This is a genomic window from Pseudonocardia aurantiaca (genome assembly GCF_039526725.1).
GTDB classification, from domain to species: Bacteria; Actinomycetota; Actinomycetes; order Mycobacteriales; family Pseudonocardiaceae; genus Pseudonocardia; species Pseudonocardia aurantiaca.
This window is the reverse complement of sequence record NZ_BAAAJG010000020.1, coordinates 46,598-66,891: the sequence shown is the minus strand read 5'-3', so window position 1 is coordinate 66,891 and position 20,294 is coordinate 46,598. Positions and strand designations below refer to the sequence as shown.

The 20,294-nt window shown below is 72.7% G+C and carries 17 protein-coding genes and 2 pseudogenes; 8 read left to right on the top strand and 11 right to left on the bottom strand.

Annotation, left to right across the window (positions count from 1 at the left end):
• The first annotated feature begins 13 nt into the window (after positions 1-13).
• Positions 14-1,165 (top strand): sensor histidine kinase, encoded by a 1,152-nt coding sequence (locus ABD143_RS27280; protein WP_343984272.1) that lies wholly within the window; start codon positions 14-16, stop codon positions 1,163-1,165.
• A gap of 18 nt (positions 1,166-1,183) precedes the next feature.
• On the opposite strand, the gene ABD143_RS27275 is transcribed toward ABD143_RS27280, so the two are convergent.
• The 3 genes from ABD143_RS27275 to ABD143_RS27265 form a co-directional block, all read right to left on the bottom strand.
• Positions 1,184-2,434, bottom strand: coding sequence for an HRDC domain-containing protein (locus ABD143_RS27275; protein ID WP_379659714.1), 1,251 nt, complete (start codon positions 2,432-2,434; stop codon positions 1,184-1,186).
• Positions 2,435-2,460: 26 nt separating this feature from the next.
• The gene (locus ABD143_RS27270; RefSeq protein WP_075949948.1) at positions 2,461-3,114 is read right to left on the bottom strand and encodes a LuxR C-terminal-related transcriptional regulator; all 654 of its coding nucleotides are present in this window, start codon (positions 3,112-3,114) and stop codon (positions 2,461-2,463) included.
• A gap of 302 nt (positions 3,115-3,416) precedes the next feature.
• Positions 3,417-4,007, bottom strand: coding sequence for a DUF3000 domain-containing protein (locus ABD143_RS27265; RefSeq protein WP_343984270.1), 591 nt, complete (start codon positions 4,005-4,007; stop codon positions 3,417-3,419).
• Positions 4,008-4,125: 118 nt separating this feature from the next.
• On the opposite strand from ABD143_RS27265, the gene hemE reads away from it, so the two are divergent.
• Positions 4,126-5,184 carry a uroporphyrinogen decarboxylase gene (gene hemE / locus ABD143_RS27260; RefSeq protein WP_343984268.1) on the top strand — a complete coding sequence of 353 codons (1,059 nt, stop codon included), beginning with the start codon at positions 4,126-4,128 and terminating at the stop codon, positions 5,182-5,184.
• Complete coding sequence (hemG, locus tag ABD143_RS27255) at positions 5,181-6,584, top strand: protoporphyrinogen oxidase (RefSeq protein WP_343984266.1); 1,404 nt, start codon at positions 5,181-5,183, stop codon at positions 6,582-6,584. The genes hemE and hemG overlap by 4 nt, the downstream gene beginning before the upstream one ends.
• Here hemG and ABD143_RS27250 read toward each other — a convergent pair.
• Positions 6,581-7,216, bottom strand: a complete 636-nt coding sequence (locus ABD143_RS27250; protein ID WP_343984264.1) for an NAD(P)-dependent oxidoreductase — start codon at positions 7,214-7,216, stop codon at positions 6,581-6,583. The genes hemG and ABD143_RS27250 overlap by 4 nt on opposite strands.
• A gap of 83 nt (positions 7,217-7,299) precedes the next feature.
• On the opposite strand from ABD143_RS27250, the gene ABD143_RS27245 reads away from it, so the two are divergent.
• Complete coding sequence (locus tag ABD143_RS27245) at positions 7,300-7,884, top strand: TetR/AcrR family transcriptional regulator (protein WP_343984262.1); 585 nt, start codon at positions 7,300-7,302, stop codon at positions 7,882-7,884.
• A 20-nt stretch (positions 7,885-7,904) separates the two neighbouring features.
• Positions 7,905-8,600: a hydrogen peroxide-dependent heme synthase gene (hemQ, locus tag ABD143_RS27240; RefSeq protein WP_343984384.1), complete on the top strand. Its 696-nt coding sequence runs from the start codon at positions 7,905-7,907 to the stop codon at positions 8,598-8,600.
• Between the two features lie 26 nt (positions 8,601-8,626).
• On the opposite strand, the gene ABD143_RS27235 is transcribed toward hemQ, so the two are convergent.
• Entirely contained in the window at positions 8,627-10,009 is a 1,383-nt protein-coding gene (locus ABD143_RS27235) for a hypothetical protein (protein ID WP_343984260.1), read from the bottom strand.
• A gap of 104 nt (positions 10,010-10,113) precedes the next feature.
• Positions 10,114-10,474 (bottom strand): annotated as a pseudogene (locus ABD143_RS27230) (response regulator transcription factor); the annotation flags it as partial.
• A 1-nt stretch (position 10,475) separates the two neighbouring features.
• Between ABD143_RS27230 and ABD143_RS27225 the strand changes: the two are divergent.
• The gene (locus tag ABD143_RS27225) at positions 10,476-10,988 is read left to right on the top strand and encodes a CPBP family intramembrane glutamic endopeptidase (protein WP_343984258.1); all 513 of its coding nucleotides are present in this window, start codon (positions 10,476-10,478) and stop codon (positions 10,986-10,988) included.
• Here ABD143_RS27225 and msrB read toward each other — a convergent pair.
• Positions 10,951-11,373: a peptide-methionine (R)-S-oxide reductase MsrB gene (gene msrB / locus ABD143_RS27220; RefSeq protein WP_343984256.1), complete on the bottom strand. Its 423-nt coding sequence runs from the start codon at positions 11,371-11,373 to the stop codon at positions 10,951-10,953. The two genes, ABD143_RS27225 and msrB, sit on opposite strands and share 38 nt — an antisense overlap.
• Complete coding sequence (locus tag ABD143_RS27215) at positions 11,361-11,795, bottom strand: hypothetical protein (protein ID WP_343984254.1); 435 nt, start codon at positions 11,793-11,795, stop codon at positions 11,361-11,363. The genes msrB and ABD143_RS27215 overlap by 13 nt, the downstream gene beginning before the upstream one ends.
• Positions 11,796-11,963: 168 nt before the next feature.
• Between ABD143_RS27215 and ABD143_RS27210 the strand changes: the two are divergent.
• Positions 11,964-12,158 (top strand): annotated as a pseudogene (locus tag ABD143_RS27210) (histidine kinase); the annotation flags it as partial.
• Positions 12,159-12,345: 187 nt separating this feature from the next.
• On the opposite strand, the gene ABD143_RS27205 reads toward ABD143_RS27210, so the two are convergent.
• Positions 12,346-12,651: a hypothetical protein gene (locus tag ABD143_RS27205; protein WP_343984252.1), complete on the bottom strand. Its 306-nt coding sequence runs from the start codon at positions 12,649-12,651 to the stop codon at positions 12,346-12,348.
• 32 nt (positions 12,652-12,683) lie between these two features.
• On the opposite strand from ABD143_RS27205, the gene ligD reads away from it, so the two are divergent.
• Entirely contained in the window at positions 12,684-13,736 is a 1,053-nt protein-coding gene (ligD, locus tag ABD143_RS27200; protein ID WP_343984250.1) for a non-homologous end-joining DNA ligase, read from the top strand.
• A gap of 96 nt (positions 13,737-13,832) precedes the next feature.
• Here ligD and ABD143_RS27195 read toward each other — a convergent pair whose 3' ends face one another.
• Both ABD143_RS27195 and ABD143_RS27190 read right to left on the bottom strand, forming a co-directional pair.
• Positions 13,833-15,224 (bottom strand): aspartate aminotransferase family protein, encoded by a 1,392-nt coding sequence (locus tag ABD143_RS27195; RefSeq protein ID WP_343984248.1) that lies wholly within the window; start codon positions 15,222-15,224, stop codon positions 13,833-13,835.
• Positions 15,225-15,283: 59 nt separating this feature from the next.
• Complete coding sequence (locus ABD143_RS27190; protein WP_343984246.1) at positions 15,284-19,486, bottom strand: Pls/PosA family non-ribosomal peptide synthetase; 4,203 nt, start codon at positions 19,484-19,486, stop codon at positions 15,284-15,286.
• Positions 19,487-20,294 lie beyond the last annotated feature (808 nt).

The window sequence follows — 20,294 nt, the reverse complement described above, 5'->3', positions numbered from 1 at the left end:
GCGGGGTGGTGCGGTGCTGCTGGACCGCCTGCGAGTGGGCCGCGTGCTGCGGGGCGTCGGCCTGCGGCCGCGTCTCACGCTCGTCTGCACCGTCGTCGTCGCGTTGGTGAGCGCCCTGCTGCTCTGGCTCGGCTGGCTGCTGGTGGGCGGGGTGGCCCGCGCGGTGCCCGCGCTCCCGCCCGGCACCGCCGTGCGCGTGGGAGACGTCAGCGTGCCCGCAGAGCAGCTGAGCGATGCGCTCGGGGAGGCGGCCCGCGCCGACGTGCTGCGTGCAGGGCTCATCGCGTTCCCGCTGGTGGTGGCCGCCGCCGCCGTGGTGTCGTGGGTGCTCGTCGGCCGTGTGCTCGAGCCTCTCCAGGCCGTCACCGCGACGGCCCGCCGCCTCACCGTCGAGTCCCTCGACACCCGCACCGGGCTGCGCGACGCCCGCGGCGAGGTCGCGGAGCTGGCCGCCGGTTTCGACGCGATGCTCGACCGGCTGCAGGCCGCGTTCGACGCGCAGCGCCGGTTCGTCGCGAACGCCAGCCACGAGCTGCGCACCCCGCTGTCGGTGCTGCGCACCGAGGTGGACGTGACCCTCGCCGACCCCGACGCCGACGAGGCGGAGCTGCGACGCATGGCCGAGGTGGTGCGCGACGCCACCCGCCGCGCCGACGACCTCGTCGCCGGGCTCCTGCTGCTCGCCCGCACCGAGGGGGCTGGGCTCGCCGACGTGGCGCCCGTCGACCTCGCCGAGGTGGCCGTCCCGGCGCTCGCCGCCGTGCGGGGCGAGGCCGCGCGGCGGGGGCTGCGGATGCAGGTACGCAGGGCCCGGGCGCCGACCCGCGGCGACCCGGTGCTGCTCGAGCGGGTGGCAGGCAACCTCCTGGAGAACGCGGTGCGCCACAACCATGAGGGCGGCTGGGTGGAGGTGTGCACGGCTACGCGCGACGGGTTCGCGCAGCTGCAGGTGACCTCCAGCGGGCCCGTGATCCGCGGCGACCGCGTGGCCGAGCTGTTCGAACCGTTCCGCCGCGGCCCGGTGGCTCGCACGGCCGACACCGCAGGCTCGGGCCTCGGCCTGTCGATCGTGCGGGCGGTGGTGCGGGCGCACGGCGGGAGGGTGCACGCCGAACCGGTGGCAGGTGGCGGCCTGCGGGTGACGGTGCAGTTGCCGACCGCGTGAGCGAACCGGCGCTAGGGCCTAGCTCCGGACGGTCAGCGCCTGTTCCAGCAGGTCCGAGAGCAGGGCCACCTGCCACGGCCGTGCCCCGCCCGCGCGCAGGGCGCCCGCGACGTCGCCGTCGGCGGGCGGGGACCAGCAGAGGCGGCGCACGAGGTCGGGCTGCAGGAGGTTCTCCACCGGCACCGACCACTGCTCGCCGACGCCCTGCACGGCGGCGCGGGCGGCGGCGAGGCGGGCGGCGGCGTCGGGGTCGCGGTCGCCCCAGCGGGCGACGGGCGGCGGGCCGTCGTTCGGCGGCGCGGTGCGGGGCAGCTCGGAGGGGTCGAGCCGGGCGGCCTCGGAGAGCGCTGCGAACCAGTAGCTGGTGAGGCGGCGCTGCGCGCGGCCACGGAAGATCGGCATCGCGGCCAGGGCGTGCGCGGTCTCGGGGGTCGCTGCGGCGGCCTCGACGATCGCGGCGTCGGGCAGCACGCGCCCGGGAGCGATGTCGCGCTCGGCGGCCAGCCGGTCGCGGGCCTCCCAGAGGGCGCGCACGGCGGCGAGCAGGCGCGGCTTGCGCAGCTTGTGGATCCCGGACGTGCGTCGCCACGGCTCGGCGCGCGGAACGGGCGGGGGTGCGGTGCGGACGGCCTCGAACTCCTGCATGGCCCAGTCCAGCTTGCCCTGCTCGGTCAGGAGGGTTGCCAGCACGTCGCGCAGCTCGATCAGCACCTCGACGTCGAGCGCGGCGTAGACGAGCCAGTCCTCGGGCAGGGGCCGGCGCGACCAGTCGGCGGCGCCGTGGCCCTTCTCCAGCGACAGCCCGAGCATCTGCTCGACGAGCGGGCCGAGTCCCACACGCGGGAGGCCGGCGAGCCGTCCGGCCAGCTCGGTGTCGAACAGCGAGGCCGGGGCGAGCCCGACCTCGGCCAGGCAGGCGAGGTCCTGGTTGGCCGCGTGGAGCACCCACTCCGGCCCGGTCACGGCAGGAGCAAGCGTCGAGAGGTCGCTGCCCAGCGGGATCGGGTCGACGAGCGCGGTGCCCGCACCTGCGCGGCGGAGCTGGACGAGGTAGGCGCGCTGCGAGTACCGGAAGCCGGACGCGCGCTCGGCGTCGACCGCGATCGGCCCGGTACCCGCAGCGAACTCGCCGGCAGTTCTAGCCAGCGCGGCGGGGTCCTCGACTACGGCGGGCAGCCCCCCGGCCGGCGCCAGCAGTGGCGTCGGTGTGGGTGGCGCCTCTCCGTCGTGCTCGGGATGCCCCGCCTGATCGAGCCGTTCCGGATCGATGCGAGCGAGGTGGGGCCGTTCTCCGCTCAGCGGATGACCCCGGCGCGCATCGCGAGCGCGACCATCTGGGCGCGGTCGCCTGTGCCGAGCTTGCGCCCGATCCGCGATAGGTGGCTCTTCACGGTGAGGGCGGAGAGGCTCAGTGCCTCACCGATCTCCTTGTTGGACTGCCCGTCCGCCACGAGCTGCAGCACCTCCACCTCACGCGCCGACAGCTCGCGCGGGGTGTTGTCGGTGCCGGGCACGCGGGTGCCGGTGGCGAGCAGCGGAGCGACCGTCGGGTCGGCGTAGACGCCGCCGTCCAGCACTCGCTTCACGCCATCGGTGACGATCGCCGCGGAGGCCGACTTCAGGAGGTAGGCCTGCGCCCCCGCCTGGAAGGCCGACCGCACGGCGTACGGGTCGTCCGAGGATGCCAGCACCACGAGGCGGTTCCACCCCAGCGAGCGCAGTTCGGTGACGAGGTCGAGCCCGCTCCCGTCAGGGAGACCGAGATCGAGGATCGCGAGGTCGCACGGCCCGTTGGCGTGGGCTCTGGCCCGCGCCTCCGCGACGGATGCGGCCTCGTACACCGTGCCTGCGCCCATCGAGCGCAGCCGGGCGGCGATCGCCTCGCGCAGGAGCGGATGGTCGTCAACCACCAGCACCGAGAACAGCTCTTCCCGCGGGTGCGGAACCATCGCGGGCGACAGCACAGCACCGGTGGTGCCGCGCACTGGAGCGCCCTGGCCCACAACGGCCACGTTACCTCCCTGGAGTCGGTCGTTGCCCCCCGACCGGCACCAGAACCCCGGTCGATTGGAACCTTCGCCCGACCGCCCGAGGAGGTGTCGTGGAGGAAGCGTAGCCCCCCAAGCGGTCTAACGTCGTGTAGTGGTTCGCACTTGTCCGGGTGAAAGTTACAGCGTTGTCGACGATGATCCACCCGATAGGGTGATCATTCTGATCACGGGGAGCGCAACAAGAGTGGTTGAACGCCTGATCAGACGGTGCGTCGGGCGAGCGGGAGGACCCCAGTAGGAGGTAGTCCGGCTGCCGACGCGACGAGTCCGCAGAACGCTTCCGCATGCCGGGAAAGGTCGCTCCCGACCGGTGTCCAGGACGCCCGAAGCTCCACGTCGTCGTCGCGGCGGGGGCCTGCGATGTCCCCGAACCGCACGGAAGAGGTCTGGGTGACGGTGCCGCCGAGGGCCACGTAGTCGGCGCCGGCGTCGTCGAGGGCCTCGGTGAGCCACGACCAGCCGACGATCGGCAGCATGTCGTCGCCCCGCTGCTCCGGTTCCACGCGGGCCTGCACGAAGCAGACCAGGCGGAAGGTGCCCTCCCATGCCTCCTGGCCTGCCGGGTCGTGCAGCAGGATCAGCCTGCCGGACGTGTCGGGCTCCGCGATGTCGTCCTCCGCTGCGGGGGTGAGGCCCTCCGCGTCGGCCTCCACCGCGAACGCCCAGGTGAAGGGGGCGAGCCGGGGTGGCGCGTCGAGCGTGGAGACGGCGAGCTCAGGCCTCAGCCGCACGGCGCGCAGCGAGGCGACCGCCTGCTGGAACTCCGGAGGTGGGGCGGGCGCGTCGGGCACGAGCCTGGACTCTAGGTCGCTCTCCGTGATCCGCAGCCGAGGCGCGCCGCGAACGTCGCAACCCGGATGGGCGACCGGTGCGCGGTGCGTGGTCGGTGCATGGGAGGATGATGAGGCCATGGCGCCCTCCGCACCCCTCGTCGCTCGCCGCGATCTTCGTTCGGCGCCGTTCCTGGCCGCGACCAGGGGAAAGACCCCGTCCCACGTGCCGGTCTGGTTCATGCGGCAGGCCGGGCGCTCGCTGCCGGAGTACCGGGCACTGCGCGCGGGCGGCGACATGCTGCAGGCCTGCCTCACCCCCGAGCTGGCCTGCGAGGTCACGCTGCAGCCGGTGCGTCGCCACGGCGTCGACGCCGCCGTCCTGTTCAGCGACATCGTGGTGCCGCTCTTCGCGGCGGGGGTCGACGTGACCATCGTCCCGGGCACCGGCCCGGTGATCGCCGAGCCGGTGCGCACGATGGCCGACGTCGAGCGGCTGCCGCTCCTCCATCCCGAGCAGATCACCCCCGTGACCGACGCGATCGGCCTGCTGCTGCGGGAGCTGGGGGAGACCCCGTTGATCGGTTTCGCCGGCGCGCCGTTCACCCTCGCCTCCTACCTCGTCGAGGGCGGCCCGAGCCGCAACCACGAGCGCACGAAGGCGCTCATGCGGTCGGCGCCCGACGTGTGGCACGCGCTGATGGCGCGGCTCGCCGAGATCACCGGCGCGTTCCTGCAGGCCCAGGTGGCCGCCGGGGTCGACGCCGTGCAGCTCTTCGACTCGTGGGCGGGGGCGCTCTCGGAGCGCGACTACCGCCAGTACGTCCTGCCACACTCCGCGCGCGTGCTGCACGGCCTCGACGACGCCGGCGTCCCGCGGATCCACTTCGGCGTCGGCACCGGCGAGCTGCTGGGCGCGATGGCCGAGGCCGGCACCGACGTCATCGGCGTCGACTGGCGGGTGCCGCTCGACGAGGCCGCGCGCCGCACCGGTGGCATCCATCCGGTGCAGGGCAACCTGGACCCGGCCGTGCTGTTCGCCGACGCCGCGTCCGTCGAGGCCGAGACGCGCCGCATCGTCGACGAGGGCCGCGCCGCCCCCGGCCACGTGTTCAACCTTGGCCACGGGGTGCTGCCCGAGACCGACCCGGACGTCCTCACCCGGCTCGTCGAGCTGGTGCACTCGCTGCGCCCATGACGGCCGGGCCCACCGTCGCCGTCGTCGGTGGCGGGATCTCCGGGCTCGCCGCGGCGCATCGCCTCCGCGCCCTGCTCGGGCCCCGCGCCGAGCTCACCGTGCTGGAGCAACGCGAGCGCATCGGCGGCGTACTGCACACCGTCGACCTCGCGGGGGTGCCGTTCGACGTCGGCGCGGAGGCGTTCCTCGTCCGTAGGCCCGAAGTCCCCGCGCTGCTCGCCGAGCTGGGTCTCACGGAGCAGCTTGTGCACCCGGGACCGGCCGCGGCGTCGGTGCGGGCGAACCGGCGCACCGGGCCGTTGCCCGCAGGCACCCTGCTCGGCGTGCCGACCAGCGCCGCGCGGCTCGATGGGCTGCTTTCGGACGCCGGGCTGGCCACGGTGGCCGCCGAGCCTGAACAGCCCCTGCAGTGGCAGCCTGGTGGTGACGTGGCGCTCGGCGGGCTGCTGCGCGCCCGCTTCGGCGATGAGCTGGCCGACCGGCTCGCCGACCCACTGCTCGGCGGGGTGTACGCCGGACGGGTCGACGCGCTCGGGCTGCGCGCCACCGTGCCCGCCCTCGCCGCCGCCCTCGACGCAGGCGCATCTTCCCTCACAGCTGCGGCCGACGCGGCGACCCCGCCCGCTCCGGCGAGCCGTGCTCCAGGGCCCGTGTTCGGCGCCGTCCGCGGCGGGTATCAGGTGCTCCTCGACGCCCTCGCCGCCGCCGCGCGTACGGACCTGCGGCTCGGCACCACCGTCCGCGAGCTGGCCCGCCGCGAGGCCGGGTGGCGGCTGACGCTCGGCCCCACCACCGCCCCGGAGGCCCTCGACGTCGACGCCGTGGTGCTCGCCGTCCCGGCCCCGGCGGCGGCCCGGCTGCTGGTCGGGGTGGCGCCCGCCGCCGCCCGGGCTGCGGGTGACGTGGAGCTGGCCTCCTCGGTGGTGGTGGCGCTCGCCTTCCGGCCGCAGGACGCCGCGGGCCTGCCGTCGACCTCGGGAGTGCTGGTCGCGGCGGACGAGCCGCTGTCGGTCAAGGCCGTCACCCACTCCACCACGAAGTGGAGCCACCTCGCCCCGGACGGGCTGGTGCGGCTGCGCGCGTCGCTCGGGCGCTTCGGCGAGGCCGCGACCCTGCAGGCCGACGACGCCGCGCTGACCGCGCGCGTCCGCGCCGACCTGGCGACGCTCGCGGGGATCACCGCCGCCCCGGTGGCTGTGCACGTCCAGCGGTGGGGCGGTGGCCTCCCGCAGTACGGGGTCGGCCACCTCGACCGGGTGCACACGATCGAGCACGGCCTGCCCGCCGGCCTGGCCGTCGCCGGGTCGGCGCTGCACGGGGTCGGCGTCCCGGCCTGCGTGGCCACGGGCCGGGCCGCCGCCGAGCGGGTCGCCGCCGGCCTTCGATCGGGACCCTCCTAGCCGGCCGCCACCGACAGGGCGGCCTGCCGCAACCTGTCGTCGCTCACGGCCCGCAGCACGGCGTCGGCGAGGTCCGCGCGGCGGATGGAGAACGAACCCCGCACGTTTGCGCCGACCCGGCTGCGGAACCGCCCTGTGCTCGGTCCGTCGGTGAGCCGCGGGGGCAGCACGATCGTCCAGTCGAGGCCGCTGGCCCGCACGATCTCCTCCATCGCCCGCATGTCCGCGAAGCCGTGCCGGAGCACGTAGCCGAGCAGCGGCTTCACAAGGAGTCGGACGAGCAGCCCGTCGCCGGTGGTGTGGGCGCCCGAGGCGCTCACCACCACGAGCCGGCGCACGCCGGCCTCCTGCATCGCGGGAACGATGACGCGGGAAGCGTCGACGCGCACGGTCGTCGGGCCGTTGCCGCTCCCGCCCAGGGCGTCGACCACGGCGTCGGCGCCGGTGACGGCGCTGAGCACGGCCGCGCGGTCGGCGAACGTCGCGACGGCAACCCGCAGCCCGTCCCGCGGGGCCAGGCGGAGCCGCGCCGGGTCCCGCACCACGGCCGTGACCGTGTGCCCCGCGGCCAGTGCCTGTTCCACGACCAGCCGGCCCGTGCCGCCGGACGCACCGAAGACAGTGAGTTCCATGACCCCTCCTGTAGGGTTAGTAAACGCTAACCACCATGGTGGGTGAGTACTCACTCACCCGTCAAGTGGAGCTGAGGAGGCGCATGGGTACGCGCGAGGAGATCCTGGCCGCGGCGGCCCGGATCATGCGGACCGAGGGCTACTCGCGGGCCACGACGAAGGCGATCGCGGCGGAGGCCGGCTACTCCGAGGCCGCGCTGTACAAGCACTTCGCCGACAAGACCGAGATCTTCCTGAGCGTCCTGGCCGAGGAGATGCCGGGGCTGAGCGCGCTGATCGGCCGCCTGGAGGAGCGGGCGGGGGCAGGCACGGTGCAGGCCAACCTGGAGGAGGTCGCCGCCACCGCCATCGCCTTCTACACCGAGAGCTTCCCGGTGGCGATGTCGTTGTTCTCCACGGCGACGCTGCTCGCCGCACACCGGGACCGCGTCCGCGAGCTGGGTGCCGGACCGCGTGCGCCGCTCGACGGGATCGCGCGCTACCTCGACGCCGAGCGACGCCTCGGCCGGATCAGCGCGACGGCCGATCCCATGGCGGTGGCGTCGCTCCTGCTCGGCGCGTGCTTCCAGCAGGCGTTCCTGGCGGCGTTCGTTGGCGAGACGCCGTCGGCGTCCGTCCGCGCGGAGCTCGCCGGGCGGCTGGTGGCGGCTCTCCTCGCCCCGCTGTGAGGAGTGGCAGGATGGAAAGCATGGCACGTCTCGACTACGCCGAGCTGAACAGCGCGATCCGCTACACCATGTGGTCGGTCTTCCGAGTCCGGCCCGGCGTGCTGGGCGAGGACCGCGCAGACGCCGCGGCGCAGGTCACCGACTTCCTCGACGCGCTGGCCGGCAAGGGCGTCAGCGTCCGCGGGGTGTACGACCTCGCGGGCCTGCGTGCGGACGCCGACTACATGCTCTGGTGGCACGCCGACAACGTCGAGGCCCTGCAGTCGGCGTACGCCGCGCTGCGCCGCACCACCGACCTCGGGCGGGCGAGCGAGCCGGTATGGAGCCAGGTGGCGCTGCACCGGCCGGCCGAGTTCAACAAGAGCCACGTCCCGGCGTTCCTCGCGGGCGAGGAGGCCAGGCGCTACGTCTGCGTGTACCCGTTCGTGCGGTCCCTGGACTGGTACCTCCTCCCCGACGAGGAGCGCCGCAAGATGCTGGCCGACCACGGCAAGGCCGCGCGCGGTTACCCGGACGTCCGGGCCAACACGGTGCCGGCCTTCGCGCTCGGCGACTACGAGTGGATCCTCGCGTTCGAGGCCGACGACCTCGATCGGATCGTCGACCTCATGCGGGACCTACGGGCCACCGAGGCCCGCCGCCACGTCCGCGAGGAGGTCCCGTTCTTCACGGGCCCGCGCGTGCAGCCCGGCGACCTTCTGGCCACCCTCCCCTAGAAGCGCGCTGAAAGCACCGTCCCAGATCAGGGACAGGGCTCGTACAACCGCCGCGTCTCCTGCTCCGAAACAGGGCCGGCCGCGGCGTAGGCCGCGGGGTCGGAGAACCGGCACCCGAACGCCGGGTCGGCCACGGCTTCCGCGTCAGTCACCGGGTCGCCGTCCGGGCGGTCGCCGCCCTTCACCCACGCCACCAGATCGTCCCAGGCCGTGCCCGCCTCCACCGCCGAGAACTCGCAGTGGCCGGTGGCCCGGATCGCCCGCTGCACGAGGAGCTCCGATCGGCCGGCGTCGGCGACCTCCCCGGCGTAGATCTGCTCCATCGAGAACGGGACGAACAGGTCGCCGAGGTCGTGCAGCGACAGCACCGGCACCCTCGGCCTGCCCTGTACCTGCGCGACGGGTGTGAGCCGGCCGGACTCCCGGACATCGGCTGCCGCGGGCGGCACGCGCTGCACGACGGCATCGATGTCGACCGGCGCGTCCGGGGCGTAGTCGGTGTGCAGGTTCGTGGCCACCAGGCCCGGGTCGGCGGCCACCCCGTCGACCGGAGTGGGGCTCGCGTCCGGCACCCCGAGCTGGAACAGGAAGTCCTTCCAGAACGAGTAGGACGCCTCGGCACCCGGCCGGGCCCCTCCCGAATCGAGCACGGTGGCGGCGCGCAACTGCTGCCCGGCCGGAGTGGTGACGGCCGGGTCGTTCGGCGCGAGGCCCAGCCCGGCGTAGACGGCCGGGAGCACGGTCGAGGCGTAGTCCGGCGGCGGCGGGTACGCCCGCACGCCCGCAAGCGCCTCGGCGGCGAGCTGGTGGTCGAGCAGGTAGTCGAACAGCTCGTGGTCGCCGAGCGCCCCGCACATCGGCAGGGCCCCGTCGTAGAAGCCGGGGTTCTCCTCGAGCGACCGGGCGATGATGTGCCCGCCCATCGACACCCCGGCCACGTAGGTGCGGCCGGGATCTCCGACGAGCTCGCCGAACCTCTCGGCCAGCGCGCGGGTCGAGCGCACTCCGGAGGCGACGTCGTAGCCGTTGCGGTCGTAGGACGAGGCCGCCCAGGCGTATCCCTGCTCGACGAACCGCTCGCGCAGCCCGAAGTCAGGGGCGTCGACCGTCAGCTCAGGACCGTTGCCGCGGTACCCGTGCGCCCACATGACCAGCTCGCCGTTCCACCGCGCCGGCACCTCGATGGCGTAGCCGGCGTTGCGGGTGACGCCGGTGAGCACGCGGGTCGGGGCGCCGCCGACGACCAGCGGGGCGAGCTCGGGCAGGACGATCGTGTAGCCCGGCCGCGCCGCGCCGACGTCCGGGTCGCCGTCGGAGGGCTCGGACGCCGCGGCAGGCGCGCTCGCCACTGCCAACCCGAGGATCGTGGCCAACAGCACCGCGAACGGACGGGTGGCGGGGCGCGGCATCGGACCTCCGGCAGCGTCGGAACAGGCGCGTGCTATCAGGCAGCTACAACATCTACCCGCCGGGAGCGATCATGGCTACCGCCGACGGGTGAACATGCCTCGGTTCAGCGCCGTCCGCTGTTCAGGTACGCGAGAACGGCGAGCACGCGCCGGTGGCCGCTGTCGGCAGGAGCGAGCCCGAGCTTGGCGAAGATGTTGCCGATGTGCTTGTGCACGGCATTGGCGGTGACGACCAGCCGCTCGCCGATCGTCGTGTTGTCGTGCCCCTCCGCCATGAGCGCGAGCACCTCCCGCTCCCGCGGGGTGAGCGTGCCGACCAGGTCGCGGTCCCGGCCGCTGAGCAGCTGCGGGGTCCATCACCGTGCCGCCGGTCGCCACCCGGTGCAGCGCGTCGAGGAATTCGGTCACCCGGCTGACGCGGTCCTTGAGGAGGTAGCCCACGCCACCGCGCCCGTCCGAGAGCAGCGTGTCGTTCGGCTCCGTGGCCGCGGTGCTCGGCCCGGCGCTAGCGGCGCTGCCGCTGCTGATGGTCTTCGTGTTCGGCGAGGAGGTGGGCTGGAGCTACCTGCTCCCGAAGCTGCTCCCGCTCGGGCTCTGGCCCGCGCTGCTGCTCAGCGGCGTGACCTGGGGTGTGTTCCACGCACCGTTCACGCTGCTGGGCTACCACTACCCGGATCTGGCGGGGGGATGGGCGATCGTGTCCACCACGGTGGCGTCGGTGCTGTTGGGCACGCTGATGGCGTGGCTGCGCCTTTCCACCGGCAGCATCTGGCCCGCCGTCGTGGCGCACGCCTCGGCCAACGTCGTGGCGGGCCAGATCCCGGCCGCGTTCGGCGAGGCGGCCGACCCGGCGGGCGCCACCACACGTCGCTGGGGGGCTGGCCGGGCTGGATCGCCATGGCCGCCGCGATCGCCGTGCTCGTGGCGACCGGGCAGCTGGCTCAGGCGTCCGGCTCGAGCCGCAGGGAGACGGAGTTGATGCAGTAGCGCAGGTCGGTGGGCGTGCCGTACCCCTCACCCTCGAAGACGTGGCCGAGGTGGCTGTGGCAGTTGGCGCACAGCACCTCCACCCGCCGCATCCCCAGGCTGACGTCGGCGCGCTCGATCACCGCGTCGCCCGCCAGGGGCGTGAAGAACGACGGCCAGCCGCAGTGCGACTCGAACTTCGTGTCCGATCGGAAGAGCTCCGCGCCACATGCGCGGCAGGAGTAAACGCCCGCCGTCTTCGTGTCGGTGTACTCGCCGGTGAACGCCTGCTCGGTGCCGGCCTGGCGCAGCACGCGGTACTCGTCGGGGCTGAGCTGGGCCCGCCACTCGGCGTCGGTCTTGACGACCTTGGGCGGCTGCTCGGTCACAGGATCCATGCCCACCAGACTATGTGCGATCCCGCGCCGGGCGCCGGTCCGTTGCGGACCGTCACCGCCAGCCCGGCCAGCAGCGCAGGCACCACCAGCCAGCCCACGCGTGTGGACGGGGCGAGCAGCGTCGCGAGGGTGAGCGCCGCCGCGGCGAACCCGGCCGCGCCCGCAGGTCCGGCGGGGGACGGGTGACGAGCCGGGCGAGCACGGCCGGCGCCGCGGCCGCGAGCAGCGCGAGCGCCACCCACCGCCCGCCCGGCAGCGCGGCCAGCCGGCCGCCGGGCAGCGGGCTCCCGGCCGGGCTCGGCACCCCGGCGAGTGCGCGGGCTGGTCGGTGACGGCGGCCATGCCCAGCGCGGCCACTCCGCAGGCCAGCACCCACCAGCGGTCTGCACACGCGGCGGGGCGATCTCGGTCCGGGTCAGCACGGCCGCCGACGCTAGGAAGCCCGCTGCCTCTGGCGCGTCCCGTCGGAGAGCCGTTGTGGCGGGCCGGATGTGGCTCTGTGGAGGGAGGTCGTGAGGGCCGCCCGTCCGTAGCATCGGGCGCGATGTCCCCGCTATCGCGGCGTCGCGCGGGAGGAGGCCCGGCGCGCCGTGCTGGAGGAACGCACCCGGATCGCGCGCGACATGCACGACGTCGTGGCCCATCACCTCTCGGCGCTCGCAGTGCGCGCGGAAAGTGCCCCGCACCGGCTGCCCGGCACCCCGCCGGAGGCCGCGGCCGAGTTCGGCACGCTCGCCGGGGCCGCACGGGAGGCCCTCACGGACATGCGCGGGCTGCTGGGCGTGCTGCGGGCCGACGACCCGGAGCGGCCGAGCGCCCCGGCACCCGATCTCGACGGGATCGCGGAACTGGTGGCGACGCTGCGCGGCTCGGGAATGGATGTCGAGCTGACGGTGACGGGGGAGCCGCGGCCGGTGCCCGGCGAGGTCGGGCCGGCCGGTGGTGCCGGGCGGCTCCGTTCTTCCCGGATAGCTACAGCCAGGTGGCGAGCACGAACAGCAACGCCTCCCACACCACGTAGGCGACACCCACGAGCAGCAGCACGACGATCAGAACGGCCGCCCAGCGGCGGCCGCCCTCGGCGCGGTTTGCGGAATCGGCGAAATCGCGCACACCGTCGAGGTAGCCCTCGACGGTGAAGGCGGGGGTGTGCCGCTGCATCCGGTCGAGATGGTCGGCGAAGGCCTGGGCATCCGGGTCGTGGGGGTCGAGCCCGACGAGTTCGTCGTCGAACTGCCGGGACCGGGCCGGACGGTCCGGTTCGTGGAGTTCGGGCACCTAGAACAGGGTAGCGGGTAGCGTGCGCCCTCGTGGCGAGCAAGAACGCGGCTGTGCTGTCCATCCCCGGCCCGGACGGCCCCCGCGAGGTGCGCCTGACCAGCCCGGACAAGGTGTACTTCCCGGAACCGGGCATCACGAAGGGCGAGGTGGTGGAGTACTACCGCGCCGTCGCGGAGCCCCTGCTCGGGGTGCTGCGGGAGCGGCCGACCAACCTCAAGCGCTACCCCGACGGGGTCGAGGGTGAGCCGTTCTACTCCAAGCGGCTGCCCAAGGGCGCGCCGGACTACGTCGAGACGGCGAAGGTGACGTTTCCGAGCGGGCGCACCGCCGACGCGTTCTGCCCCACGGAGCAGGCGGTGCTCGTGTGGGCCGCGAACATGGGCACGTTCGACTTCCACCCGTGGCCGGTGCGCCGCGCCGACGCCGACCGCCCCGACGAGCTGCGCGTCGACCTCGACCCGCAACCGGGCACCGACTTCGCCGACGCGAAGAAGGTGGCCGCCGTGCTGCACGAGGTGCTCGACGAGGCCGGTCTGGTCGGCTGGCCGAAGACGTCGGGCGGGCGCGGTATCCACGTGTTCTCCCGCATCCGGCCGGAGTGGGACTTCGTCGCCGTCCGGCACGCGGTCATCGCGATCGCCCGCCGGGTGGCCGACAGGCTCCCGGAACGCGCCACGGTCGACTGGTGGAAGGAGCAGCGCGGCGAGCGGGTGTTCCTCGACTACAACCAGGCCGCCAGGGACCGCACCGTCGCGTCGGCGTGGTCGGTACGCGGGCGGCCACGGGCCACGGTGTCCATGCCCGTGACCTGGGAGACGCTGCCGGACGTCGAGCCGGAGGACTTCGACGTGCGGACGGTGCCCGGGCTCTACGCCGAGCACGGCGACCCGCACGCCGCGATGGACGAAGCCGTCGGCGGGCTCGAGACCGCGCTCGACTGGTACGCCGCCGACGAACGTGACCGCGGGCTGGGCGACATGCCCTACCCGCCCGAGTACCCGAAGATGCCGGGCGAGCCGATGCGGGTGCAGCCGTCGCGCGCACGGCGCCCTACCAGCGGAGACATGTCGGCTGGTCGGTGAGATCGCGCCGTTGTGCCGACGAGAGTTGCAATCACGAACACGACAATGGCCACGACGACGGCCAGGACGATCCCCACACCGAGCCGTCGCGTTCACTCACGCGGCGAGCGCCTGCTCCCGGTGGGCGTCTTTGATGGCCCGGGCCATGATGATCAGGGCGATGTCCATGACCTCCGCGGTGACGTTGAGCGGTGGCAGCATGCGCACCACGCAGTCGTCGCGGCCGCCGAGCTCCAGGATGAGGCCGGCGCGCAGCGCGCGCGCCTGCACCTCCTCCGCCAGCTGTCCGGCGGTGCGGCCGTCGCCCGGTGCGTTGAGTTCGACGCCCCACATCAGACCCTTGCCCCTGATCTCGCGGACGGCGGGATGCGCGCTTAGCGGTTCCAGAGCTCGCGCGGCCTGTTCGCCGCGTGCCCGCACGTTGCCGAGCAGGTTGTCCCGGCGGACCAGCTCGACGGCTTTGGCGCCTGCGGCGAAGGCGAGCTGGTTGCCGCGGAAGGTGCCGGTGTGCGCGCCCGGGGCCCAGACGTCCAGGTCCTCGTGGTAGATGATGACGGCGATCGGGAGGCCCATGCCGCTGAGGGCCTTCGAGGCCACGATGATGTCGGGCTCGATGTCGTATTGCTCGAAGGCGAACCAGGTGCCGGTGCGGCCGCATCCGGTCTGCACCTCGTCGATGATCAGCGGGATGGCCAGGTGGCGGGTCAGCTTCCGCACCCGCTGCGCGAACTGCAGGGTGGCGGGGTTGACGCCGCCTTCGCCCTGCATCATCTCCATGATCACCGCTGCTGGCTTCGGGATGCCGCCGTTGGGGTCGGTCAGCGCCGTCTCCAGGAGCGCGGCGCAGGTGGTGTCCCAGGTGGCGGGGTCGACGTCGGCGGGGATGTCGCCCGAGGGGTAGGGGAAGAAGTGCACGCCGGGCATGCCGTTGGCGACCGGAGTTTTGGTAGACAGGTTGCCGGTCAGGGCCATGGCGGCGTGGGTGGTGCCGTGGAATCCGCCGCGGAACGCGATGATGTCGCCGCGCCCGGTGGCGGTCTTGGCGAGTTTGATCGCGGCGTCGACGGCGTTGGCGCCGGTGGGTCCGCAGAAGTGGATCTTCATGTGGTCGCGCATCGGCTCGGGCAGCATCGACAGTTGTGCCTCGGTGAAGGCGTCCTTGGCGGGTGTGGGCATGTCGAGGCCGTGGGTGAAGATCGACATCTGTTGTGTGGCGGCCTCGACCAGCTCGGGGTGGTTGTGCCCGAACGAGAGCACGCCTGCGCCGGCGAGGAAGTCGATGAACACGTTGCCGTCGAGGTCGCGGATGTAGCTGCCCTGGGCCTCGGCGACGGCGAACGGGAAGTGTCGTGGGTAGACGCGGGCGTTGGACTCGCGGCGCGCCTGGCGCTCGAGCAGCTCGGCGGAGCGCGGGCCGGGCAGCGGCGTGTTCACGTGCGGCGTTGTCACGTGCGGCTGTGCCGAGGCCAGGCGGGTTGTGGTGGTCACGAGATTCTCCCTCGGAGTTCGAATGGTGAGTGCGGGGGTGGGACCGGAGCCGGCAGCCGTCATGCGGCGAGCCGGCGCGGGTCCGGGCTGGGGCGCGGGCTCGGGCGCGATGCGACCGGGATCGCGTCGGTGGCCGACTCGAGCGCCGGGACGGTGGTGGGCGCGGGCGTCGAGCGCGTGACCGGACCGGTCTCGGTGGCCGGGTTGCCGGACCACCGTGTGAAGGGAGTGGTCTCCTCGCCCTTCATCAGGAAGCCGTCCGCGGCGAGCATCGAGCCCTGGCTCATCGTCACGCCGTAATGCACGAACGCCCCCACTCCGAGGACGACGCCGTCGCCGAGGGTGGTGTGGTTGGTCTTGAAGGTGCCGTCCTCGAGCGAGTGGCACTGGATGACGCTGCCGGCGTTGAGCACCACGTCGTCGCCCAGGGTGACCAGGGTCTTCTCGGGGATGGTGCTGCCGTCGTCGAACAGGCGCTTGCCGACCCGCACGCCGAGCAGCCGCCACTGCAGGGCGCGGAACGGGGTGCCGGCCAAGACCGGCGTGGCCAGCACCTTCCAGAGCCGCTCGTGGCGCCAGAAGTGCGGGTCGTAGATGGACACGAACTTCGGGACGAGGCGGTGGAATCCGAGCACGGCGCGTTCGGCGAAGGCGGCCAGCAGGATGTTGAACGCCGCGGTGGCGATGAGGGCGACGGTGTAGGCGAGCTCGCCGAACTGCTGGTAGAAGCCTGCGGCGATGGTCAGGAGCAGCACCATGGTGAAGAAGCCCAGGAACCGGAACAGCAGCAAGACCGCCATGCTGCCGATGTTGTGGCGCAGCTTGGCCGCGAGCCGCCTCGGCAGCTCCTGCGGCGTCTTGAGGTGGTCGAACCGGGAGTCCCGGGCGACCGAACGCGGGATCTCGAAGGGAGGTGAACCGAGCAGGCCGACGTTCTCGCGGACCGGCCCGTCGATCGGGACCATGACCTTCGTGGCGAGCAGGACGTTGTCGCCGATCTTCGCGCCGGCAGGCAGGGAGATGTTGTTCCCCATGAAGTTGCGCTTGCCGATGGTGATCGGCGACATGCGGAACGTGCTGCTGGAGTAGTCCGCGTTCATGAGCGAGACGCCGTCGGAGAGCATGGTGCCGCTGCCGATGGTGGTCAGCAGAGCGAGGTCCTGGCGGATCTCGGTGCCGAAGTTGGAGCCGGTCTGTTCGAGCTGCGGCTGGTGGTAGCCGATGAGACGGGTGTAGAGGGCGGCGGCGGAGCTGTCGCCGAAGAGCAGCATGAAGAACCTGGAGTTGCCCAGCCAGGTGATGGCCGAGGCCGCGAGGTGGCGCGGCCCGTAGAGCCGGTAGGTGCGGCCGGGGCGGACCAGGAGGGTGAGCAGGCGTGGGACGGTCGTCATGACGGCCAGGCTCAGCAGCACCCCGGCGAGGAACAGGATCGCCGAGATCGCCGCGATCGAGAGGTAGAAGCGCGGAGTGGCCAGCGAGGAGCGAGTGGGGTCGAAGAACTCGGACACCGCGGGGGAATCGGTCAGGAGAACCACCAGGACACCGGAGATGGCTGCGCTTGCCGCCAGCGTGACCATCAGCAGCAGCGCGCTGTAGACGAACCGGCGCAGCGATCCCCTCGGCGCGTCCGCGAGCACCTTGTAGTCGGTGTCCGTCGGCTCGGCGGGCACTCCGTGCCAGCGCTCGCCCGGCGGGATGCGTTGGCCGGGATGCAGCGCGGAGCTGTGTCCGAGCTGGCCGCCGTCGCCGATCCCGGTGTCGATGTCGATGACGGTCGCCTCGCCGACGAGCGCGTTGTTCCCGATCGTGACCCGGCCGGTCCGCAGAATCCCGCTCGTGGCGTGGTAGCCGGTGAACGAGCTGGCCCGGCGGATGATCGTGTCCGAACCGATGGTGAGCAGGTCGGTGGCCACCGGGACCGACGCGGACAGGATCGTCGTGCCGCGTCCGATCTTGGCGCCCAGGGCGCGCAGGTAGAGCGAGTAGATCGGGGTGCCGGCGAACAGCACCAACGGGTTGGTCGTCAGGACCGTCTTGACCAGCCAGAACCGGAAGTACTGGACGGTCCACAACCGGATCTCGCGTGGCTTCCAGCGGCCGATCAGTATCCATTTGGCCAGGATCGGCAGCAGGCAGGCGGCGAGGAAGACCGCGGCGGTGAAGCCGCCGAAGCGCGCGAACACCCCGAGCGGGGTGGCGGCCGCGGTGGACCAGATGTATCCCTCGGTGAGCAGGAGCTCCGCGACGTAGGACAGCGCCGCCAGTGTCACCAACTGCGCGGCGCCCGTCGCCAGGTAACGCGCGGTGCTCGCCCGCGCCACCTCCTGGTGTGGCGTCGCCGGCTCCGGTCCGGGCCCGGTGACACCGGATCCGGTCGGGTCGAGCACCAGCGCCAGCCGGCGGATCGTCGGGTTCTGGTAGATCTCCCGCATCGACAGCGACGGCAGCCCCCCGGTCTTGCGCACCCGGGCCGAGAACTGGGCAAGCAGCAGCGAGTTCGCGCCGAGGTCGTCAAAGAACTCGCTCTCGACGGACACGTCCGGGAGCCCGAGCGTCGCCGCGAGCGCCTCGGCGAGCAGCCGCTCGGTGTCGGTGGCCGGCGCGACCTGCTCGCCCCGGGCGGTCCGGCGCCGGGACGTCGGTGCCGGCAGGGCCTTCCGGTCGGCCTTGTCGGAGGTGGTCATCGGGATGGACGCCAGCGGTTCCAGGTAGGCGGGCACCATGTAGGACGGAAGGCGTTCGCGCAGGTAGCGGTAGATGGTGTCCGGTTGCAGCTCGCGCACCCCGCGGCGCAGGCTGTAGTAGCCCACCAGCTCGACGGTGCCGGGTGTGGGCTCGAAGGTGTCGACCACGGCGACTGCGATCTCGGGCACCTGCATCAGGACGGTCTCGATCTCCGGCAGCTCGATCCGGTAACCGCGGACCTTGACCTGCAGGTCGATCCGGCCGTGGTACTCGATCTCCCCGGCCTCGTTCACCCGGCCGAGGTCGCCGGTCCGGTAGACCCGTCCCGACGGGTTGTCGGGTGCGCCGAACACGTCAGGGACGAAGGCCTTGTCGGTGAGGTCGGGCCGGTTGAGGTAGCCCTGCGCCAGCCCGATCCCGGCGAGCCCGATCTCGCCGATCTCGCCGAACGGGAGTGCGCGGCTCGGGTCGTCCGGGTCGAGGATCACCGCGGTGTAGGTGGGCAGCGGCTGCCCGATGGTGACCGCGCGGTCGGGGTCCAGCGTGGTCCAGGTGGCGGTGACGGTGGCTTCGGTGGGCCCGTAGACGTTGAGGAACCGCCGTCCTGGGCGGTGCCAGCGCAGGATCAGATCCTGCGGGCAGGCCTCCCCGGAGACCAGCAGGAACCGCAGTTCCGGCAGGTCGTCGTCGATGGTGGCCAGCAGCGTCGGGACGACACACATCGCCGTGACGTGGCGCTCGGTGAGGAACTCGTGCAGGTCCAGGCCGACAAGGCTGGGCCCGGGGGACTTGGGAACCAGCGTGGCACCGGACATCCACGGCACCCAGATCTCCTCGACGGAGAAGTCGAAGGCGATGGTCATGCCCTGGTAGACGCGGTCGTCGGACCGGATCCCGTAGACCTCGGCCGCGACCCGCACGAAGTTGCAGATGCTCGCGTGCGAGATCGCGACCCCCTTGGGTCGCCCGGTGGTGCCGGAGGTGTAGATCAGATAGGCGAGATCGTCGACGGGAGCGCCACGCTCGGCGTCCGTGAGCAGCGACGTGTCCTGCCCCGTGATGTCGTCGGCGTCGAGGTCGAGGTCGAGCAGCTGAGGCGCGATGTCCTCCAGGCCATCGACCCGCTCGCGGACGGCGAACGTGGAGAGCACGAGGTGTGCGCCGGCGTCGGACACGATGTAGGAGATGCGGTCCGGCGGGAACCCGACGTCGAGCGGGACGTACGCGGCGTGGATCTTGGACACCGCGAGCATCGCGACGTACGAGTACACGGCCTGGTCGAACAGCAGCCCGATCCGGTCCCCGGGACGTGCGCCCTGCGTCAGCAGGTAGCGGGCCAGCTGGTTGGCCCGCTCGTCGAGCTCCGGGTAGGTGAACGTGACCCCGCCCGCGTCCACGGCGAGATGGGTGGGCTCAGCGAAGCAGCGCATCCAGTTGACGCGTTCCTCGAACACCTCGTGAAGCCGCTCACCCGGGCGGATCCGCAACCCGGGCGTGTGGCCGGAGGCGACGAGCAACGTGGGACGGTCGGGGTCCGCCGGCCCGCCCTGGCGGGGGTTCCGGACGGATGTGGTCATGGTGGACTCCTTGCAATGGGAAGCTGGTGGGGCGATCTCGCCCTATGGCGACCGACCCGTGCGACGACGCCGGGGAGGAAGGGGATCGGCGCGGGCCAGGCGCGTCGCTCAGGCGGCCGGGCCGGCCCCAAGGGGGGGTCCGGGACCACCGAGATGAAGGTCGCGTGCAGCACCCGCGCCGCATCCAGCGCCGCCGTCGTTTCGAGAGCACTGACGCCGGGCGCGGCGAACTCGAGCAGCCGTCCCGTGCGCGGTACCGCGGCGCCCATGGCGATGCCGCGGTCGGCCAAACGCCGCGGCGACCGCGCTCATCTCGACGTCCCTGACCCAGTACAGGTTCTCCGGACGCCGACCGGTCCACTCAGCGGTGCTGATCGCGCCGCGACCCCATTGAGTGCCCTCGAACGTGCGCCCGAATTCCTCACCGAAGAGCACTCTGTGCTACCAGCACACTCAATCGTGCGACTACTGGAAACCAGCGGAAAGCGATTCCATAGATCGTCGTAAGGGTAGGCGATCGGTTTGCGTACCCAATTGCCCTCGACGCGAAGGGTCAGGTCGCCGTATCCAGGCGAGGAGTGGGGAGCGTGGCTGCGGATGAAGAAGCGATCGGCCGGGGTGAGATAGCCCGGCAGGCGGTCTGGTCGGGTCCGATAGTCCAGGCCCGTGCCGGTGTCCTCCGTCACCTTCGCGGGGGTGGGTTTGATGACTTCGCCGTCGGTTGTGTAGGTAGCGCCGGCGTGGTTCGGGGCGCTCATCGAATTATCTCCCACGCACCCGCTGGCGGAACCTCCAGGGCCCCCTCTCC